The organism is Nonomuraea sp. NPDC049684 (assembly GCF_044465345.1).
Classification (GTDB): domain Bacteria; phylum Actinomycetota; class Actinomycetes; order Streptosporangiales; family Streptosporangiaceae; genus Nonomuraea.
The window spans coordinates 162,686-181,057 of record NZ_JBITLO010000020.1 but is presented as its reverse complement, the minus strand read 5'-3'; the positions used below and the strand labels follow the sequence as shown (position 1 = coordinate 181,057).

At 71.3% G+C, this 18,372-nt stretch carries 18 protein-coding genes and 1 riboswitch; of the genes, 10 read left to right on the top strand and 8 right to left on the bottom strand.

Translation table 11 applies throughout. The features are described 5' to 3' along the window. Positions 1-371: 371 nt before the first annotated feature. Together ACIBST_RS43055 and mgrA are read left to right on the top strand one after the other, a co-directional pair. Positions 372-2,462 carry a S9 family peptidase gene (locus ACIBST_RS43055; RefSeq protein WP_397179269.1) on the top strand — a complete coding sequence of 697 codons (2,091 nt, stop codon included), beginning with the start codon at positions 372-374 and terminating at the stop codon, positions 2,460-2,462. Further along, on the top strand, positions 2,459-3,457 hold the full coding sequence (gene mgrA, locus ACIBST_RS43050; protein WP_352361097.1) for an L-glyceraldehyde 3-phosphate reductase: 999 nt from the start codon (positions 2,459-2,461) through the stop codon (positions 3,455-3,457). Before ACIBST_RS43055 ends, mgrA begins: the two co-directional genes overlap by 4 nt. A gap of 31 nt (positions 3,458-3,488) precedes the next feature. Here mgrA and ACIBST_RS43045 read toward each other — a convergent pair whose 3' ends face one another. Then, entirely contained in the window at positions 3,489-5,864 is a 2,376-nt protein-coding gene (locus ACIBST_RS43045) for a YbhN family protein (RefSeq protein WP_397179268.1), read from the bottom strand. Between the two features lie 434 nt (positions 5,865-6,298). Between ACIBST_RS43045 and ACIBST_RS43040 the strand changes: the two genes are divergently transcribed. Then, on the top strand, positions 6,299-8,311 hold the full coding sequence (locus ACIBST_RS43040) for a molybdopterin-dependent oxidoreductase (RefSeq protein ID WP_397179267.1): 2,013 nt from the start codon (positions 6,299-6,301) through the stop codon (positions 8,309-8,311). Here ACIBST_RS43040 and ACIBST_RS43035 read toward each other — a convergent pair. After that, positions 8,289-9,056, bottom strand: coding sequence for an alpha/beta hydrolase (locus tag ACIBST_RS43035; protein WP_397179266.1), 768 nt, complete (start codon positions 9,054-9,056; stop codon positions 8,289-8,291). The genes ACIBST_RS43040 and ACIBST_RS43035 overlap by 23 nt on opposite strands. Positions 9,057-9,128: 72 nt before the next feature. Between ACIBST_RS43035 and ACIBST_RS43030 the strand changes: the two genes are divergently transcribed. Beyond that, complete coding sequence (locus tag ACIBST_RS43030; protein WP_397179265.1) at positions 9,129-9,683, top strand: PadR family transcriptional regulator; 555 nt, start codon at positions 9,129-9,131, stop codon at positions 9,681-9,683. Here the strand turns inward: ACIBST_RS43030 and ACIBST_RS43025 are convergent. Further along, positions 9,672-10,598: a GNAT family N-acetyltransferase gene (locus ACIBST_RS43025; RefSeq protein WP_397179264.1), complete on the bottom strand. Its 927-nt coding sequence runs from the start codon at positions 10,596-10,598 to the stop codon at positions 9,672-9,674. The genes ACIBST_RS43030 and ACIBST_RS43025 overlap by 12 nt on opposite strands. A gap of 75 nt (positions 10,599-10,673) precedes the next feature. On the opposite strand from ACIBST_RS43025, the gene ACIBST_RS43020 reads away from it, so the two are divergent. Then, the gene (locus ACIBST_RS43020; RefSeq protein ID WP_397179263.1) at positions 10,674-11,123 is read left to right on the top strand and encodes a hypothetical protein; all 450 of its coding nucleotides are present in this window, start codon (positions 10,674-10,676) and stop codon (positions 11,121-11,123) included. Here the strand turns inward: ACIBST_RS43020 and ACIBST_RS43015 are convergent. From ACIBST_RS43015 to ACIBST_RS43000, 4 genes are all read right to left on the bottom strand, one after another. Beyond that, positions 11,089-11,448, bottom strand: a complete 360-nt coding sequence (locus ACIBST_RS43015; protein WP_397179273.1) for a zinc-binding dehydrogenase — start codon at positions 11,446-11,448, stop codon at positions 11,089-11,091. The two genes, ACIBST_RS43020 and ACIBST_RS43015, sit on opposite strands and share 35 nt — an antisense overlap. Before the next feature lie 117 nt (positions 11,449-11,565). Continuing rightward, complete coding sequence (locus tag ACIBST_RS43010) at positions 11,566-11,949, bottom strand: VOC family protein (protein WP_397179262.1); 384 nt, start codon at positions 11,947-11,949, stop codon at positions 11,566-11,568. A 4-nt stretch (positions 11,950-11,953) separates the two neighbouring features. Next, the gene (locus ACIBST_RS43005) at positions 11,954-12,274 is read right to left on the bottom strand and encodes a DMT family transporter (RefSeq protein WP_397179261.1); all 321 of its coding nucleotides are present in this window, start codon (positions 12,272-12,274) and stop codon (positions 11,954-11,956) included. A gap of 32 nt (positions 12,275-12,306) precedes the next feature. Next, a riboswitch (guanidine-III (ykkC-III) riboswitch) is annotated at positions 12,307-12,368 on the bottom strand. Between the two features lie 23 nt (positions 12,369-12,391). Continuing rightward, positions 12,392-13,189, bottom strand: coding sequence for a class I SAM-dependent methyltransferase (locus tag ACIBST_RS43000; protein ID WP_397179260.1), 798 nt, complete (start codon positions 13,187-13,189; stop codon positions 12,392-12,394). Positions 13,190-13,292: 103 nt separating this feature from the next. On the opposite strand from ACIBST_RS43000, the gene ACIBST_RS42995 reads away from it, so the two are divergent. The 3 genes from ACIBST_RS42995 to ACIBST_RS42985 all read left to right on the top strand — a co-directional run bounded on the left by ACIBST_RS42995 (position 13,293) and on the right by ACIBST_RS42985 (position 16,401). After that, positions 13,293-15,098: an acyl-CoA dehydrogenase gene (locus ACIBST_RS42995; protein WP_397179259.1), complete on the top strand. Its 1,806-nt coding sequence runs from the start codon at positions 13,293-13,295 to the stop codon at positions 15,096-15,098. Between the two features lie 68 nt (positions 15,099-15,166). Beyond that, on the top strand, positions 15,167-16,105 hold the full coding sequence (locus ACIBST_RS42990; protein WP_397179258.1) for an MBL fold metallo-hydrolase: 939 nt from the start codon (positions 15,167-15,169) through the stop codon (positions 16,103-16,105). Positions 16,106-16,176: 71 nt separating this feature from the next. Then, a complete protein-coding gene (locus ACIBST_RS42985; RefSeq protein WP_397179257.1) occupies positions 16,177-16,401 on the top strand; it encodes a hypothetical protein in 225 nt (74 codons plus the stop codon). Here the strand turns inward: ACIBST_RS42985 and ACIBST_RS42980 are convergent. Next, on the bottom strand, positions 16,398-16,691 hold the full coding sequence (locus tag ACIBST_RS42980; RefSeq protein ID WP_358302030.1) for a Dabb family protein: 294 nt from the start codon (positions 16,689-16,691) through the stop codon (positions 16,398-16,400). The two genes, ACIBST_RS42985 and ACIBST_RS42980, sit on opposite strands and share 4 nt — an antisense overlap. Before the next feature lie 79 nt (positions 16,692-16,770). On the opposite strand from ACIBST_RS42980, the gene ACIBST_RS42975 reads away from it, so the two are divergent. Next, positions 16,771-17,502: an NUDIX hydrolase gene (locus tag ACIBST_RS42975; protein WP_358302027.1), complete on the top strand. Its 732-nt coding sequence runs from the start codon at positions 16,771-16,773 to the stop codon at positions 17,500-17,502. Further along, positions 17,499-18,365 carry a molecular chaperone DnaJ gene (locus ACIBST_RS42970; protein ID WP_397179256.1) on the top strand — a complete coding sequence of 289 codons (867 nt, stop codon included), beginning with the start codon at positions 17,499-17,501 and terminating at the stop codon, positions 18,363-18,365. The genes ACIBST_RS42975 and ACIBST_RS42970 overlap by 4 nt, the downstream gene beginning before the upstream one ends. Positions 18,366-18,372 lie beyond the last annotated feature (7 nt).

The following is an 18,372-nucleotide window of genomic DNA, read 5'->3' as shown; positions in this document are numbered from 1 at the left end:
GGATCCTCGTTCAGAGGCGTTCATTTCGTCTTGCGTTCTTTCGTTGTGTCTTAATTCTTTCAGCCGTTCAAGTCTCTGTCAAATTGACCGGACTTGCTCGACCTGCTGGAATTAAGTCGCGCCCCGCTTCCGGGACAACCCCTCTAACTTACCAGCCTGTCGCTCGGTTAGCGAACCGATCTTCAAACCCGCGAGCCAGAAGGGATTGCCGACGTTACGCGTCGCAACGCACCAAAGTCACCGGAGTGAAGGGAGTGGGTTGCGCCGCACCTCGTCGGCTTCTAAAGATTAGCAGCGCTCCCGACCGCTCGGGACGCGTTCGGCAGCTCTCCCGGCCACAGAACGATCACGGCCGAACATAGACTCCCCCCGTGAGCAGCAACACGCCGCCAGTGGCGAAGAAGGTACCGACTGAGCGCATCCATCACGGCGACACGTTCATCGACGAGTACGCCTGGCTAAGCAACAAGGACGACCCGGACACAACGGCGTACCTGGAGGCAGAGAACGACTTTCTCAAAGAGCACACCGCGCATCTCGCCGAGCTCCAGGAGCAGGTCTTCCAGGAGATCAAGGGACGTACGCAGGAGACCGACCTGTCGGTGCCGAGCCGCAAGGGGGCGTGGTGGTACTTCACGCGTACCGAGGAGGGCAAGCAGTACGCGGTGTCCTGCCGGGTGCCGGCCGACAGTGACGCGCCGCCGCAGATCACCCCGGGCGAGCGCCTTGAGCGCGAGCAGGTCGTGCTCGACGGCAACGAGCTCGCCGGCGACAGCGCGTTCTTCTCCGTCGGCACCAGCGCCGTCACGCCCGACGGGACGATGCTGGCCTACTCCACCGACTACAAGGGCGACGAGCGTTTCACGCTGAGGTTCAGGAACCTCGACACGGGCGAGGTGCTGCCCGACGAGATCAAGGACATCTTCTACGGCGGCGCCTGGTCGGCCGACGGCTCGGCGTTCTTCTACACGCGGGTGGACGACGCCTGGCGTCCCTACCAGGTCTACCGGCACACGCTCGGGACGGAAGAGGACGTCCTGGTCTACGAGGAGACCGACGAGCGCTACTGGGTGGGCATCGGGCTGACCCGCAGCGAGCGGTACCTCGTGCTGGGCGCGGGCAGCAAGATCACCAGCGAGGTGCGCATCCTCGACGCCGCCGACCCCACCGGCGAGTTCCAGGTCGTCCGGCCCAGGAAGACCGGCGTGGAGTACGGCGTCGAGCACGCGGGCGACTTCTTCTACGTCCTGCACAACGAGAACGCCGAGAACTTCGAGCTGGCCACGGCCCCCATCGACGAGCCGGGCTCCTGGACCCCGCTGATCGGGCACCGCGAGGACACCCGGCTGCTGGAGATCGACGCCTTCTCCGACCACGCCGTCGTGCACTTCCGCCGGGACGGCCTGACCGGCCTGCGGGTGCTGCCCTACAGCGCCGCGGGCGCGGGCTGGCGGGAGCGGATCGAGGGCGCCGAGCGGAACGCGTACGAGATCGACTTCCCCGAGCCCCTGTACGACGTCGGCCCGGCGGGCAACCCCGAGTTCACGACGACGCGGCTGCGGCTGGCGTACACGAGCATGGTGACGCCGCCGAGCGTCTACGACTACGAGCTGGACTCGCACGAGCTGATCCTGCTCAAGCAGCGTCCGGTGCTGGGCGGCTACGACGCGGGCGACTACGAGCAGTTCCGTGAGTGGGCGACGGCCGAGGACGGCACGCGCGTGCCGATCTCGATCGTCAAGCGCAAGGACACCACGACGCCGGCCCCGACGCTGCTCTACGGCTACGGCAGCTACGAGACCTCGATCGACCCCGGGTTCTCGGTGCCCCGGCTGTCGCTGCTGGACCGCGGGTTCGTCTTCGCCATCGCGCACGTCAGGGGCGGCGGCGAGATGGGCCGTCAGTGGTACGAGGACGGCAAGCTGACCAGGAAGCGGAACACGTTCACCGACTTCGTGGCGGCGGCCAGGCATCTCAAGGCGAGCGGCTGGAGCGGGCGAATCGTCGCGCGCGGCGGCTCGGCGGGCGGGCTGCTGATGGGCGCGGTGACGAACCTGGCTCCCGAGGAGTTCGCGGGGGTGGTGGCCGAGGTGCCGTTCGTGGACGCGCTCAACACGATCCTCGACCCGTCGTTGCCGCTGACGGTGATCGAATGGGACGAGTGGGGCGACCCGCTGCACAACCCGGACGTCTACGCGTACATGAAGAGCTATTCGCCGTACGAGAACGTGGACGGCAGGGTGTACCCGCCGATTCTGGCGATCACCAGCCTGAACGACACGCGGGTGCTCTACCACGAGCCGGCCAAGTGGATCGCGCGGCTGCGGGCGACCGCGTCCGGCGGGCCGTTCCTGCTCAAGACGGAGATGGGCGCGGGGCACGGCGGGCGCAGCGGCCGGTACGACGCCTGGCGCGAGGAGGCGTTCGCGCTGTCGTGGATCATCGAGAGGGGGACGGTGTGAGCTTCGTGGCCGATGAGCGGCGTTACGAGCGTCAGCCGTACAACCGCAGCGGGCGCAGCGGGCTGAGGCTGCCGGCGGTGTCGCTGGGGTTGTGGCACAACTTCGGCGACGACCGGCCGATCGAGAACTCGCGGGCGGTGCTGCGGCGCGCGTTCGACCTCGGGGTGACGCATTTCGACCTGGCCAACAACTACGGCGTGCCGTACGGGTCGGCGGAGCGGAACTTCGGGCGGATCCTGCGGGAGGACTTCGCGGCGTACCGGGACGAGCTGGTCATCTCGACCAAGGCCGGGTACGACATGTGGCCGGGGCCGTACGGGGAGTGGGGGTCGCGCAAATACGTGCTGGCCAGCCTCGACCAGTCACTCGCCCGCATGGGCCTGGAGTACGTGGACGTGTTCTACAGCCACCGTCCGGACCCGGAGACGCCGCTGGAGGAGACGATGGGGGCGCTGGACCGGGCGGTGCGCTCGGGCAAGGCGCTCTACGCGGGCGTCTCCAACTACTCGGCCGAGCAGACCGCGCAGGCCGCGCGGATCATGCGCGAGCTGGGCACGCCGCTGCTCATCCACCAGCCGTCGTACTCGATGATCAACCGGTGGATCGAGGACGACGGTCTGCTCGACGTGCTGGAGGAGGCGGGCATGGGCTGCATCGTGTACTCGCCGCTGGCGCAGGGGCTGCTCACCGACCGCTACCTGGAGGGCGTGCCCGAGGGCTCGCGGGCGGCGACGAGCCGGTTCCTGAGCGCCGAGCAGATCGACCGGGACCTGGCGCGCGACCTCAACGAGATCGCGCGGGGCCGGGGCCAGACGCTGGCCCAGATGGCGCTGTCGTGGACGCTGCGCGATCCGCGCGTGACGAGCGTGCTGATCGGGGCGAGCAGCGTCCGGCAGCTGGAGGACAACGTGGCGTGCGTGGACGGCCCGGTGTTCACCGAGAGCGAGCTGGCGGCGATCGACAAGGTCACCGAGCCGGTCACGTCGGCCCGCTGATCACCGGCGGCGCACGGGGTCCTGTATGGCCCTACAGGGCCTCGTGCCGCTGGAGGTAGGTGAAGGCGGCCCATCCCGGCAGCACCGGCAGCCAGAACGTGAGCAGCCGGTGCAGCAGCACGGCCGAGGCCGCCAGGTCCCATTCGAGGCCGGCCGCGACGAGGCCGAGGGTGAGCGCGTACTCGACGGCGCCGAGGCCGCCCGGGGTGGGGGCGGCCGAGCCGATGGCGTTGGCCGTGAGGTAGACGACGGCGACGGCGGTGAAGCTGAGCTGGCCGCCGAACGCGGCGACGCAGGCGTCGAGGCAGGCCACGAAGGCGATCGTGATCATGAGCGTGCCGAAGGCGGCCTCGATCATCTTGGCCGGCGACTGGAGCACGTCGAGCAGGCGGGGCAGCACGTTCGAGAACAGCCTGCGCATCCGCACGGTCACCATCCTGCGCAGCGGCGGCACGCCGAGCACCACCGCGACCAGCAGCGCGATGGCGAGCATCGCCACGACCAGGCCGCGCGAGGGGGTGAAGGAGGTGGCGGCGTCGGAGCCGGTGATGTAGGCGAACAGCAGCAGCAGGGCGATGTGGAAGACCAGCATGATGAGCTGCGAGGCGCCCACGCTGGCCACCGCGAGCGCCGGTGCGATGCCGCGTTTCTGCAGGTAGCGGGTGTTGATCGCGACGCCGCCGACCGCGGCGGGCGCGACCAGCTTGACGAACGACGACGCGAACTGCACCAGGACGGTACGCCACAGCGGCAGGCGTTCCGGGACGAACCCGCGCAGCATGAGCGCGGCGGCGACGAAGCTGGTGAACGAGGCGATCAGCGCCAGGCCGGACCACGCCCAGTTGGCGGTGGTCACCACCTTGTAGAGGTCGACCTTGCTGAGCTGGGACAGCACGACGTAGGCGGCGACCGTGCTGGCGATGATCGTGATCAGGGTGCGCGGGCGGAAGCGCTCCAGGCGCACCTCTTCGACCTTGCCCTGGGGCTTGAGGGCGACGATGTGGTCGCGCAGGCTCGTGAGCACGTTCTTGGCCTTGGACAGGGCCGAGCGGGTCTCCCTGGTCAGGGCGATGCGCTGGAGCAGCGGCATGGCGGCGGCGAGGGCGTCGGGGCCCATCACGGCGGCGGCGGCCCGGACCGAGCGCTCGGCGCCGACGCGCAGCGCCAGGTAGGTGAGGAGCTGGGCGATGTCGAGCCGGAGCAGCAGGTCGCCGGCGGCGATCTCGCCGCTGCGGGCGTCGGTCAGCACGACGCGGCCCGCGCGGTCGAGGTGGATGCTGTCGCCGGTGAGCCGCCGGTGTGCCAGCCGCTGGATCTGCAGCAGCTCGACCTGCTCCCAGATCTGGGCGAGCAGGGCGTCGTCGATCTCGGCGTCGGGCACCTCGTCGAGCGGGCGGGTCTCGATGTGCTCGTAGGCGAGCAGGGCGGCCTCGGTGCCGATCTCGCTGGTGCCGAGCAGGCGCGGCGTGCTGGCGCCGGCGGCCTGGGCCGCGTACGCCATCAGGGCCTCGCGTTCCAGCTCGGCCCGGAGCGAGCGGATGGCCCGGCGCCTGGTCTCGGAGTTGAGCCTGATGCGCCGCCACAGCCGGTACGGCAGCCCGGCCACCTGGCGGTCGCGGTCGAGGACGGTGACGTCGAGGCTGGTGCCGTCCTTGAGGCCGATGGCGTAGCGGCGGCTGCCCTGGTGGTCGTCCTCGATGCGGCGGGCGGAGACGGGCGAGAAGGACAGCTTGCGCAGCGCGGCGACCACGGCGCTGCCGGGCGGGCGGGTGTTGGGGCTGCCGACGCCGTAGAGGGTGGCGTAGCCGATGGCCATGCCGACCAGGACGGTCACGATGGCGCTGGGCAGGGTGATCTGCCGGCCGGAGAAGTAGGTGAGGATGTAGAGGGCGATCGAGGTCCACATGAGCATGCGCCACGTGGGGCGGCGGGCGATGCGGACCGCGGTGGTGTAGGCGATCACCGAGGTGAGCAGCGTGTTCAGCGGCTCGATCGCGCGGTCGCCGGTGAGCAGGATGCGCAGGTCGGTCAGGCTGCTGGCCTCGATCCACTGGCCGAGCAGGAACGACCCGGCCATGCCGATGATGGCCGCGATCAGCCCCTCGGCGACGCGCAGGCCGTCGCGGTGGAAGACCCGCTCGACGGCGAACGCGGCGGGCACGATCAGCACGGCCGCGCTGCCGATGAAGGCCGCGACCCGGCTGAGCAGCGGGACCATCTCGGCGCCGACCTTGACGTCCTGCTCCAGGCCGTTGAGCGTCTGCTTGGCGACGAGGGCGAGCAGGATCACCGCCGCGAGCACCGCCAGCGTCGCGAAGAAGCGCAGCAGGTCGGACGGCCGCCGCAACCGCTGGGGAAGGAGCGGCTCGACTACGTAGACGCCGCCGTCGGCGCGTGGCTCGGCCACGGCTGGATCCCCCTCCGCGAGGTCCTCCGTGTCATCGTCTCGTTCCCTGATTTCGGCCACCGACAGTGATTCTGCACCTTCCCGGCCGGACCATACGATCTCTGTTCTCCAGTGTCCTCGTTCGCCGCTCCGGCGCGCGCACCGGGTGAGGACCCGACCGGCATTGACCTGCCCGCGTGTCTGGCATGTTCACGTCCGCGACGCCGGCGCCGGCCTCGTCGCCCCCGATGCCCGGCGTACGCGGGCAAACCGCGCGGCCGGGCGGGCCCGGTCACGACGCGTCGGCCGAGAACGCCGCGGCCAGGCTGCGCGAGGCAGGGTACACGGTGGAACTCCAACCGTTCACCTTTGCGTTCTTGTCCGAGGTCGGCTCGGCGGTGTCGCGGGCGCGGGGGGTCACCCGCCACGGCTGTCTCCCGACGTAGGCTGTGCGCATGTCGGGTGATTTGAGGGTTTTGGGGGCATGTCCGCTTGACTGCCCGGACACCTGCTCCTGGATCGTGACCGTACAGGACGGGCAGGCCGTCAAGATGCGCGGCAACCCCGACCACCCCTACACCCGCGGCGCGTTGTGCGTGAAGGTCAACCGGTACCTGGAGCACACGCAGGCGGAGGACCGCATCCTGTACCCGATGCGGCGCACCGGGCCGAAGGGGTCGGGGCAGTTCGAGCGGATCACCTGGGACGAGGCGCTCGACGAGATCTCGGCGCGGCTGCGCGCCATCGTGGACGAGCACGGCGGCGAGGCGATCTGGCCGTACCTGGGCACCGGGTCGCTGGGTTACCTCCAGGGCTGCGAGGGCGTGGCGGGCCGCCGGTTCTGGAACGTGCTGGGGGCGTCCAAGCACTGGCTGAACATCTGCTCGGCGGCCGGCAGCAGCGGGCTGATGAAGGCCAACGGCACCGCGGGCGGCATGGACCCGGAGAACTTCGCCCAGGCCAGGCTGATCCTGCTGTGGGGCACGAACACGCTGACCAGCGGCCACCACCTGTGGAAGTTCATCCAGGACGCCCGCGCGGACGGCGCGCACGTGGTCGCCATCGACCCCATCCGCACCAGGACCGCCGACCAGGCCGACCAGCACCTGGCGATCAGGCCCGGCACGGACGCCGCGCTCGCCCTCGGGCTGCTCAACGTCGTGCTCGCGGAGAACGCCCAGGACGAGGAGTTCCTGGCCGAGCACACCGAGGGCTGGGCGGAGTTCCGCGAGGAGATCCTGGAGTACCCGGTGGAGCGGGTGGCCGAGATCACCGGCATCCCCGCCGAGGACGTCCACAGCCTGGGGATGCGCCTGGCCCACACCCGGCCGACCGCGATCCGCGCCACCATGGGCATCCAGCGGCACGCCGGCGGCGGCACCGCGATGCGCACGATCGCCGCGATCCCCGGCGTGACCGGCGACTGGCGGCATCCGGGCGGCGGCGTGGCGTACTCGACGAGCGGCCACGTGCGCGTGACCGTCGACACGCGTGACGACCTGCTGGCCAAGCCGGTGCGCACGCTGGTCATGACCAAGCTCGGCTCCCAGCTCGACGACGTCAAGTGCCTGTGGGTGTACGCCGCCAACCCGCTCGGCTCGACCCCCGACGCCAACGCGATCAGGCGGCAGCTCGCCCGCGAGGACCTGTTCACGGTCGTCATGGAGCAGTTCCCGACCGACACCGTGGACTACGCCGACATCGTGCTGCCCGCGACCATGCAGACCGAGCACATGGACCTGCACGCCGGCTACGGCCACATGTACCTGCTGTGGAACGAGCCCGCCGTGCCGCCGCCCGGCGAGTGCCTGTCCACGACCGAGACCTTCCGCCGGCTGGCCGCGCACATGGGGCTGACCGAGCCGTCCCTGTACGACTCCGACCTGGAGCTGGCCGAGTCGCTGCTGTCGGGCGGGCACCCGTCGCTCGAAGGCGTCACGCTGGACCGGCTGCGCAAGGAGGGGTGGGTGCGGATGAACTACCCCAAGCCGTTCGCGCCGTTCGCCGAGGGCTTCCCGACGCCTTCCGGGCGGCTGCGCTTCCCGCGCGCGGGGAAGGCGTACGTGCCCTCGCACACGGCGGTCGCCGACCGGTCGGCGTACCCGCTGACGCTGGTCACGCCGGCCTCGCACACGTTCCTGAACACGATCTTCGCCAACAATCCGGAGCTGGGGCGGCGGGCCAAGGGGCCGGCCGTGCTGGTGAACCCGGCCGACGCGGCGGCCCGGGGGCTGGTGGCCGGGCAGCGCGTACGGGTGCACAACGACGGCGGCGAGTTCCTGGCCGACGTGGAGATCAGCGACCGGGTCGCGCCCGGCGTGGTGGCCTCGCCCAAGGGCCGGTGGCCGAAGCTGACCCCGGGCGGCGCGAACGCCAACGCGGTCGTGGCCGAGCGGGACGGCGACATGGGCCGCGGGCCCGCCTTCCACGACAACCTGGTCGAGATCAGCCCTTGTGCCGGTCCATGAAGGCCACGATCGTGTCGAGCACCTTGGCGGAGTGAGGGCCTGTGAGCAGGGCCGAGGCGTGCAGCGACTCGCCGGGGATGACCAGCACCTGGTTGTCCGGGGCCTTGGTCGCGGCGGCCTCGGCCTCGCGCATCGACGCGGCGCCGCCGTAGGAGTCGTGCTCGGAGCCGATCTGCAGCAGCGGCACGGTGAGCGCGGCGGCGTCGCCCTTGTCGATCTCGCCTGACAGGGCGACGACGCCGGCCACCCCGGCGCCCAGCCGCTCGGCCGCCGGGACCGAGGCCGTGGCGCCGATCGAGCCGCCGACCAGGAACAGCCGCTCGACGCCCTTCTCCTTGGCCAGGCGCTTGCCCATGGCGACCGCGCCGTCCTCGGGCAGGAGGCCGGCGTCCCTGGCGTAGAGCAGGACGCGGTAGCCGGCGGCGACCAGGCGGTCCGACAGCGGGCGCCAGGAGCACACGGTGCCGCGGCGCTCGTAGCTGATCACCACGCCCACCGGGCCGTCGCCGGTGATCACGCCGGGCAGGCCGCGGACGTGGGTGAAGATCTTGCCGTCCTGCTCGGTGAAGCAGCCCGAGACGTTGGGGCCGGTGGGCGGCGCGCTCGCGGGCGCGCTCGTCGTCGCGCTCTGGGCGGGGGACTCGGCGGCCGTCGTACGGACGGCGGTGGTGCCGGCGCCGACCGTGCCCCCGCAGCCGGTCAGCCCCATGGTGAGCAGTGCCATCCATCCGACGATCTTTCGCATGGCCGCCGCGCCCTTCTTCTGACTATGTCTGAACTGACATAGAGCCGCAAGCACCATATCCTTGGACCCACCATGACCTCAACGCTCGGATACGCGATCCTGGCCGTGCTGGCGCGCGGCGATCGCACCGGTTACGACCTCGCTGCGGCCATGCGGCGGCCGGTCGGCTACTTCTGGACGGCCGGCCACAGCCAGATCCACGCCGAGCTGCAGAAACTGCGGGCCGCCGGGCAGGTCGGGTTCGAGAGCGCGCACGGGCCGGGGCCGCAGGCCAAGAAGGTCTACCACCTGACCGCCGAGGGCCTGGCGGCGCTGCGGGCATGGGTCACCGAGCCACCGCGCGAGCGACCGGAGCGCGACGAGCTGGTGCTGAAGACGTACGCGGCGTGGCTGGCCGAGCCGGAGCAGCTGCGGCGGCTGTTCGCCGACCAGCTCGCCGCGCACGAGGAGCGGCTGGCCGACTACGAGCGGCAGGAGGCGTCGTTCGGCGGCCGGCCGGCCTTCGGCGACCCCGGGTTCGGCGGCTACGCGACGCTGCGCTGCGGGCTGAGCTACGAGCGGCACCGGGCCGAGTGGTGCCGCTGGATGCTGACCCAGCTGGCCGCCGACTGCGGGTCAGCCGAGTGAGAGCTTGTAGCCCTCGTGGGAGGCGGTGAAGCCGAGCGCGTCGTAGAAGCGGTGGGCGTCGGTGCGCGACTTGTCGGAGGTGAGCTGGACGACCGCGCACCCCCTGGCCCGCGCCCGGTCGACGGCCCACTGGATCATCTTGCCGCCGAGCCCCTGGCCGCGCGTCGAGGCGGCCACCCTGACGGCCTCGATCTGGCACCGCTCGGAGCCCAGCCGCGACAGCCCGGCCAGGTAGGTGAGCTGCATCGTGCCGACCACCTCGCCCTCCCGCTCGGCCACGATGAGCTCGTCGTGCGGGTTGGCCTCGATGCGGTCGAAGGCCATCAGGTAGCGGGTGTCGTCGGGGGCGCCCTCGCGGGCGGCGCCGAGCGGGTCGTCGGCCAGCAGCCGGACGATGGCCGGCACGTCCTCCCTGCGCGCCTGCCGGAACAGCAGCGACAGCACGTAGTGGGACTCCATCAGGGACGGGTTGGAGGGCAGCGCCATGACCTTGCCGCTGCGCACGAAGCCCTTGGCCGCGTAGAGCGCGCGGGCGGCGTGGTTGGCGTCGACGGCCCAGAGCTGCACCTGCTCGGCCCCGGTCGAACGGGCCCACTCGACGGACCGGTCGACCAGCCGGGAGGCGAGCCCGCGTCCCCTGGCCTCGGGGGCGACCCACATGGACAGCAGATGGGCCCCGGACTCCTCCAGGAGCATGCACACCAGGCCGACGTCACCCAGGCCGTCGCCGGCCGCCACCCACCACCGCGAATGCGGGTTCTTCAGCCGCTCGGCCCAGTCCTCGGCGGAGAAGGCGGCCTCGCGCGCGTAGGAGGAGCCGAACGCGTCCGGTGACTCCTGCAACGCTCGCAGCCGGACGTCCCTCAGCCGCTCCCCTTCGTCCGGTCCCAACTGCACAATGGCGATTTCCGTCATATGGGAATCATGTCAGGGACAGGTCAGGGTCCGTCCCCGATGCCTCTTGGGGGCCCGCGGCGGCACCATGAGGACATGAACGAAATCAGTAGACGCGATGAGGTCTCACTGTCCGCGGCGGCCCTGCGGGGCGCCCCTTGGAAGAGCGCCGCCATCGGCGGCGTCGTGGTGTCGGCCGCCAGCTTCGGGATGGGCCTGATCACCGGCGGCGGCGACCTGGTCTGGGCCCTGGGCCTCGGCATCAGCCTGTTCGCGCTGATCGCCGCGATCGGCGCGGTCGCCAAGCCGCACGAGGGCGACCGCGTCACCCGCCAGGCCCGGCACTGGTCGCTGCGGCACCCGTGGAAGTTCGCGCTCCTGCCCGCCGCGATCACGGCGGTGCTCGACTACCCGGTGCAGCTCGTGCTCGACGACGAGGGCGTCTTCGGCTCGGCCGTGCAGGCGATGTGGCACGGCGCGCTGGTCTACCTGATCGCCGCGATCCTGACCCTCACGATGAAGGGACGAGCACGATCTTCCCAGTGACCCGCCGCTCCAGCAGGTCGTCCATGGCCCGGTTCTCCGCGGCGTGGCCCATCGACCACGCGCCCCGGTCGACGCCCACCACCGCGCGGTTGCGGAGCAGCACCTGGTCGGCCGGCAGCCTCGCGATCCCGCCCGAGGCGAATCCGACGACCAGGAGCCGCCCGCCCTCGCGCAGCCCGCGAAGGGCCTGCTCGGACAGCTCGCCGCCGACCGGGTCGACGGCCACGTCCACGGACCACGCCCTGGCCGCTTCCTTCAGCCCGTCGTAGCCGATCACGTCGTCGGCTCCCGCCCGCCGGGCGCGCTCCCTCTTCTCGCCGTGCAGCAGCCGGCCGCGCTCCCTGAGCGCGTACGTGGCGGTGCAGCAGCTCTGCGGGAACGCCGCCGCCGCGAGTGCAGACGACGGCCCTCACGCTCATGGGGCCAGCTCACCGACAGAACATCATTCCGGCAAGGCCCTCTCCGCCTCGCTCCGGCACACGCAGAACTCGTTCCCCTCGGGGTCGAGCATGGTCACCCACCCCGTGCCGTCGGGCCTGCGCTGGTCCTGGAAGACGGTCGCGCCGAGGCCGAGCAGCCGCTCGACCTCCTCGTCACGCGTACGGCCCTCGGTGCCGTTGACGTCGAAATGCACCCGGTTCTTGCCGGTCTTGCCCTCGGGCACGCGGATGAACAGCAGGAACGGGTCCTGCGGCGTACGCAGCATCACCTCGTCGGCCCCCGGCTTGTCACCCTCGCCCAGCGGCCACCCGGTGGCCCGGCTCCACCAGTTCGCGATCTCGTAGGGGTCGGCGGCGTCGACGGTGATGGCATGGATCTCAATCATCGCACTAGTGTCCACCAGCCAGATTGAGCCCCACGACACCCGCCAGGATGAGCGCGATCGAGGTCAGGCGCAGCGGCGAGACGTCGTCGCCCATGGCGACCATGCCGAGGATCGCGGTGCCGACGGCCCCGATGCCGGTCCACACGGCGTACGCGGTGCCGACCTCCAGGGACTTGAGCGCGTAGGAGAGCAGCCCGAAGCTCAGGGCGGCCGTGGCCAGGAAGGACAGGGTCCACCACAGGTTGCTGAGGCCGTTGCTGAGCTTGAGCGACAGTGCCATGACCACCTCGAACAGGCCGGCCAGCACGATGAGGATCCACGCCATGATCAGTACTCCTGGGACGAGACGTACGGGTACGTGCGTCGTCTTGGCGTGTCCGGGTACGGCGCGTCTCGTCCGGGAGCGGTCAGCTCAATGCCTACAACGGCCGAACGAAACGGATCATTCCCACCAGACGGTGACCCACCGGTCACGTGGCACCGGCCACATGCCCAGCTCGACGGCGGTCTCGGCCACCTCCTCCACCCTGGACGGGTCGAGGCACACCCGGCGGCAGGCGCTCTCGGCCAGCTCCTCGACGGTCGTGAAACGTTCCAGGGGCGCCTCCCGCTCCTCCACGCGCACGGGGAAGCCCAGCGCCGCGGCCAGCGCCACGCAGTCTTCGGCGATGGGCCGGACCGGGCGGTCGACGCCGTGGAAGTGCCGCCAGAGCGGCGTCATCCAGCTCATGGGATGGCGGTGGGGCAGTTCGAGCACCACCCGTCCGCGGGTGCGGCGGTCGAGCGCCTGGAGGAACTCCGCCAGGTCGGGCACGTTGTAGACCACGTGCGCGGCGACGGACACGTCGGCCACCGGCACCTGGTCGGCCACGTCCGGCCACCGCCCCTCGACGGTGGTGGCGGGCACGCCGAGGTTCATCGCCCGCACCTTCAGGCCCTCCAGCATGGGTGCGGACGTGTCGACCGCGTAGAGGTGGCCGATGCGCTCGCGCAGCGGCAGCGACGCGGCGCCCGGGCCCGAGCCGACGTCGAGCAGCGTGCCCTTGTCGGGCAGCGCCTCGGCCAGCCGGGTCATGGTCGGGCCGTCGTCGGGCTCGGCCAGCGCCCGGTCGGTCCGCGTGGCGAACCGGGCCGGCGAGTGGCTCCACGGATCGGCCGGAGCCTTGGCCAGGATCTCCTCGGGGATGGCCCAGGATTCCAGTCGCTCCCGCCATCTTGTGGCGAGTTCTTCGGCGTCCATGGAGTCGAGCATGCCACGCATGGGCGGGGTTACCCGCGGGTAGCATTGCAGGTAAGGTTACTGGCCAGTACATGAAGACCTCGGTTCAAGGAGATCTGCACCCATGGGCCACTACAAGAGCAACGTGCGTGACCTGGAATTCAACCTCTTCGAGGTGTTCGGTCGACGCGAGATCCTCGGCACCGGGCCCTTCGGCGAAGTGGACGAGGACGTCGCGCGGAGCATCCTGGACGAGGTCAACAGGCTGGCGACCGGCGTGCTCGCCGACTCCTTCGAGGAGGGCGACCGCACCCCGCCGGTGTTCGACCCCGCGACGAGCACGGTGACCGTCCCGGCCGGCGTCAAGAAGTCGTACAAGGCGCTGGTGGACGGCGGCTGGGCGCACCTCGACCTGCCCGCCGAGCTGGGCGGCCCCGGCATCCCGCGCAGCCTCGCCTGGGCGACGGCCGAGATGGTGCTCGGCTCCAACCCGGCCCTGTACATGTACGCCGCCGGCCCCAACTTCGCCTACACCCTGTGGAAGCTGGGCACGCCGGAGCAGAAGCGCTTCGCCGAGCTGGCCATCGAGAAGAACTGGGGCGCCACCATGGTGCTCACCGAGCCGGACGCGGGCTCGGACGTCGGCGCCGGCCGGGCCAGGGCCGTCCAGCAGCCCGACGGCACCTGGCACATCGAGGGCGTCAAGCGGTTCATCACCAGCGCCGAGCACGACATGGCCGACAACATCTTCCACCTGGTCCTGGCCCGTCCCGAGGGCCACGGTCCCGGCACCAAGGGCCTGTCGATGTTCCTGGTGCCCAAGTTCCACGTGGACCTGGAGACCGGCGAGCTGGGCGAGCGCAACGGCGCCTACGTCACCAACGTCGAGAAGAAGATGGGCCTGAAGGTCTCCACGACCTGCGAGCTCACCTTCGGCGACAAGCACCCGGCGATCGGCTGGCTGGTCGGCGACGTGCACGAGGGCATCAAGCAGATGTTCATGGTGATCGAGCACGCCCGCATGATGGTCGGCACCAAGGCCATCGCCACGCTCTCCACCGGCTACCTGAACGCCCTCGACTACGCCAAGTCCCGCTACCAGGGCGCGGACCTGACCAAGATGGCCGACAAGTCCGCCCCCCGGGTGACCATCACCCACCACCCGGACGTGCGCCGCGAGCTGATGCTGCAGAAGGCGTACGCCGAGGGCATGCGCGCCCTGGTCCTCTACACGGCCACCTTCCAGGACGCCCTCCTCATCGACCCGGCCGACCGGCACGCGGAGGCCATGAACGACCTGCTGCTGCCCCTGGTCAAGGGCGTCGGCTCGGAGCGCTCGTACGAGCTGCTGGCCCGCTCGCTGCAGACCCTGGGCGGCTCGGGCTACCTGCAGGACTACCCGATCGAGCAGTACATCCGCGACGCCAAGATCGACTCCCTGTACGAGGGCACCACCGCGATCCAGGGCCTCGACCTGTTCTTCCGGAAGATCCTGCGCAACCAGGGCGCCGCGGTCGGCGCGCTGCTCGCCGAGATCAACGAGTTCGCCGCCTCCGAGGCGGGCAACGGCCGGCTCAAGGAGGAGCGCAAGCTGCTCGCCGAGGCCGCCGCCGAGGTCAAGGTCATGGGCGACACCATGGCCGGCTGGGCGCTCGGCTCGCTGGAGAAGCCGGCGGAGGTCTACAAGGTCGGCCTGAACAGCACCCGGTTCCTGCTCTCGCTGGGCGACCTGGTGATCGGCTGGCTGCTGCTGCGCCAGGCCGAGGTGGCCCTGGCCCGGCTGGCGGAGTCGGAGGACCCGTTCTACCAGGGCAAGGTGGCCGCGGCGTCGTTCTTCGCCACGACCGTGCTGCCCAGGCTGGCGGCCGAGCGGCGGGTGCTCGCCGCCACCGGCCAGGAGCTCATGGAGCTGCCCGAAGAGGCCTTCTGAGCCTGATCCGCGAAGTCCGTGACGCCCGCCTCCCGTCCGGGGGCGGGCGTCGCTGTTAGGTTCCGGTCATGAGCTCCTCACCTCATGACCACCCCCTGCCCCCGCCGCGCGTCGAAGAGGTCTCCGAGGGCGTCTACGCCTACGTCCAGCCCGACGGGAGCTGGTGGATCAACAACACCGGCTTCCTGGCCGGGCGGCGCGGCGTGATCTGCGTGGACGCCTGCTCGACCGAGCGCCGCACCCGCGACCTGCGGGCGGCCGTCGGCAAGGTGAGCGGCAGGCCGATCACCACGCTGGTCAACACCCACCACCACGGCGACCACACCTTCGGCAACTGGCTGTTCCCCGAGGCCACGATCGTCGGGCACGAGGGCGTGCGCGCCCAGATCCTGGCCGACGGGGTCCCGGCGTACCGGGGGGCCTGGTCGCCGGAGGTGGTGTGGGGGGCGATGGAGGTCGCGCCGCCGTTCCTGACGTACACCGAGGGGGTCACCCTCTGGTCCGACGACCTGCGCTGCGAGGTGCGGCACGTCGGGCCGGCCGCGCACACGACCAACGACTCGATCGTCTGGATCCCGGAGCGGCGGGTGCTGTTCTCCGGCGACCTGGTCTTCAACGGCGGCACGCCGTTCGTCCTGATGGGGTCGGTGGCCGGGGCGATCGCCGCCCTCGGCACGCTCAGGGGGCTGGGCGCGGAGACGATCGTCCCCGGGCACGGCGAGGTGTGCGGGCCGGAGGTCTACGACCGGGTCGAGGGATACCTGCGGTTCGTCCAGGAGACCGCCCGGCGGGGGCACGCGGCGGGCCGGACGCCCCTGGAGACGGCGCGGGAGACCGACCTCGGCGAGTGGGGCGCGCTGCTCGACCCCGAACGCCTGGTGGGCAACCTGCACCGGGCCTACGCCGAGCTGGACGGCCGCCCGCCGGGCGCGCCGATCGACGTCGGCGCGGCCGTCCAGGACATGATCGCCTGCAACGGCGGGCGGCCACTGTCCTGTCTCGCCTGACGCGGCGGGGGTGTGGTCACCGATACCCGGGTATGACCGTGGGCACATCTCGCCTTTGCCTGGAGGTCGTCATGGGTGTCGGGGTCAGCATCTTCTTCCTCACGCTCGGCGCCATCCTGCGGTTCGCCATCGAACCCGACGTGTTCGGCCAGAGCGTGCACATGGACATCATCGGCGTCATCTTCATGATCGTCGGAGGCGTCGGCGTCGTGCTCAGCATCGTGCTCGCGCCCCGGCGCGGGCGCACCTCCGACGACCGGCTGATGCACCGCGAGAACCACCCGCCCGAGTTCTAGAGGCTGAGCTGCACCGCGGCGCGCGTGGCCAGGATCGGCTTGATGTACTCCGCGATCACGGCCTGGTGCCGGGGATGGTCGCGGTAGATCACGAAGTCGTCCACGCTGTCGAGGTCGGCGACCACGGCGAACTCGTGGTTGCCCGGCGTGATGCCGGCGTCGGGCCCCACCGTGTACGCCCGTAGCTGCGGGATCTCGCCCGGCAGCTTGCGCAGCTCGGTCGCGACCGCGGCCTTCTGCTCGTCGGTGGCGTCGTCGGCCCAGGTGAACAGCACAATGTGACGGATCATGCGCCAACCCTATCGACACATCCCCGTCGGCCTGGTTATTCTCATGTTGAGATTGACTCGAACTGAGAAGGACTTGGGGATGGAAGAGTTCCTGGCCGGCTACAACCCCCGGCTCTACGCGCCGGTCGCGGTCACCGTCGACGTGGTGGCGCTGACCATCCGCGACCGGCGGCTGCACGTCCTGATCGTCGAGCGCGGCGTGGAGCCGTACGCGGGCCGCTGGGCCCTGCCCGGCGGCTTCATCAAGCCGGACGAGGACCTGGCCGAGGCGGCGGTGCGCGAGCTGGCCGAGGAGACCGGCGTGGCCACCCGCCCGGCGCACATCGAGCAGCTCGCCAGCTACGGCGGCCCCGGCCGCGACCCCCGCATGCGGGTGGTGTCGATCTCCTACCTCGCCTTCGCCCCCGACCTGCCCGACCCCCGGCCCGGCACGGACGCCGCCGCGGCCGTCTGGCACCCGGTCGACGACGTGCCGCCGCTGGCCTTCGACCACGCCCGCATCCTGGCCGACGGCGTCGAGCGGGCCCGGTCGAAGCTGGAGTACACGCCGCTGGCCACGGCCTTCGCCGGCGCCGAGTTCACCGTCTCCGAGCTGCGGCTGATCTACGAGACCGTGTGGGGCACGCCGCTGCACGCGGGCAACTTCCACCGCAAGGTCCTGTCCGTGCCCGGGTTCGTCGAGAGCACCGGCCAGACCACCGAGACCGGCGGCCCCAGGGGCGGGCCGCGGGCCAAGCTCTACCGCGCGGGCGACGCCCGGCTGCTCCACCCCGCGCTGCTGCGGCCCGCCCGGGAGGAGGAGGTGCGATGAACACCGAGCGGGCGGCGGCGATCGTCATGGGGGCGCGATCGGCCCAGGAGCTCTTCGCCGGCGGGTCCGCGGCCCGCGTCTACCGGCGGCTGGCCAGGGCGCTGCATCCCGACCTCGCGCCGGGCGGCGAGGAGGCGTTCAAGCGGCTGGTCGCGCTCTGGGAGACCTACCACCGGGGTCAGCGGGTCGGCGACTTCCTGGTCGGGCCGCCGCTGCACAAGGGCGGCACGGCCGTGCTGTACCCGGCCGGGCGCGGCACGGAGTCGGCCTCCCCGCGCGACTCGCTGCTCAAGGTCGCCCGCGCCCCGGCCGCCGACCGGCTGCTGGTCCGCGAGGCCGCCGCGCTGCGGAAGATCGCGGCCGACGGCGACCCGCGCTTCCTGCCGTACGTCCCCCGTCTCGTCGCGAGCTTCCGCTACCGCGGCGGCGACGTGGTCCGGCAGGCCAACGTGATCAGCCGGGCGCCCGCCGGGTTCGTCACCCTCGAACGCGCCGGCACCGGCCTCGACCCGCGCGACGTGGCCTGGATCTGGCGGCGGCTGCTCGTGGCCGCCGGGCTCGCCCACCGGGCCGGCGTCGCGCACGGCGCCGTGCTCCCGCGCCACGTCCTCGTCCATCCGCTCGACCACGGGCTCGTGCTGGTCGACTGGTGCCACGGCGACCGGCTCGACGAGCGCGCCGACATCGCCGCCCTGACCCGGTGCGTCGACCGACTGATGGGCGAGTGCCCGCGCCGGATGCGCGCCTTCGTCCGCGGCTGCCTGCTGCGCCCGCCGTCGGACGCGTGGGAGCTGCTGCGCGAGCTCGACGACCTGCTCGACGACCTCTACGGGCCCCGTACGTACCGTCCGCTCCACCTTTGAGGGAGGC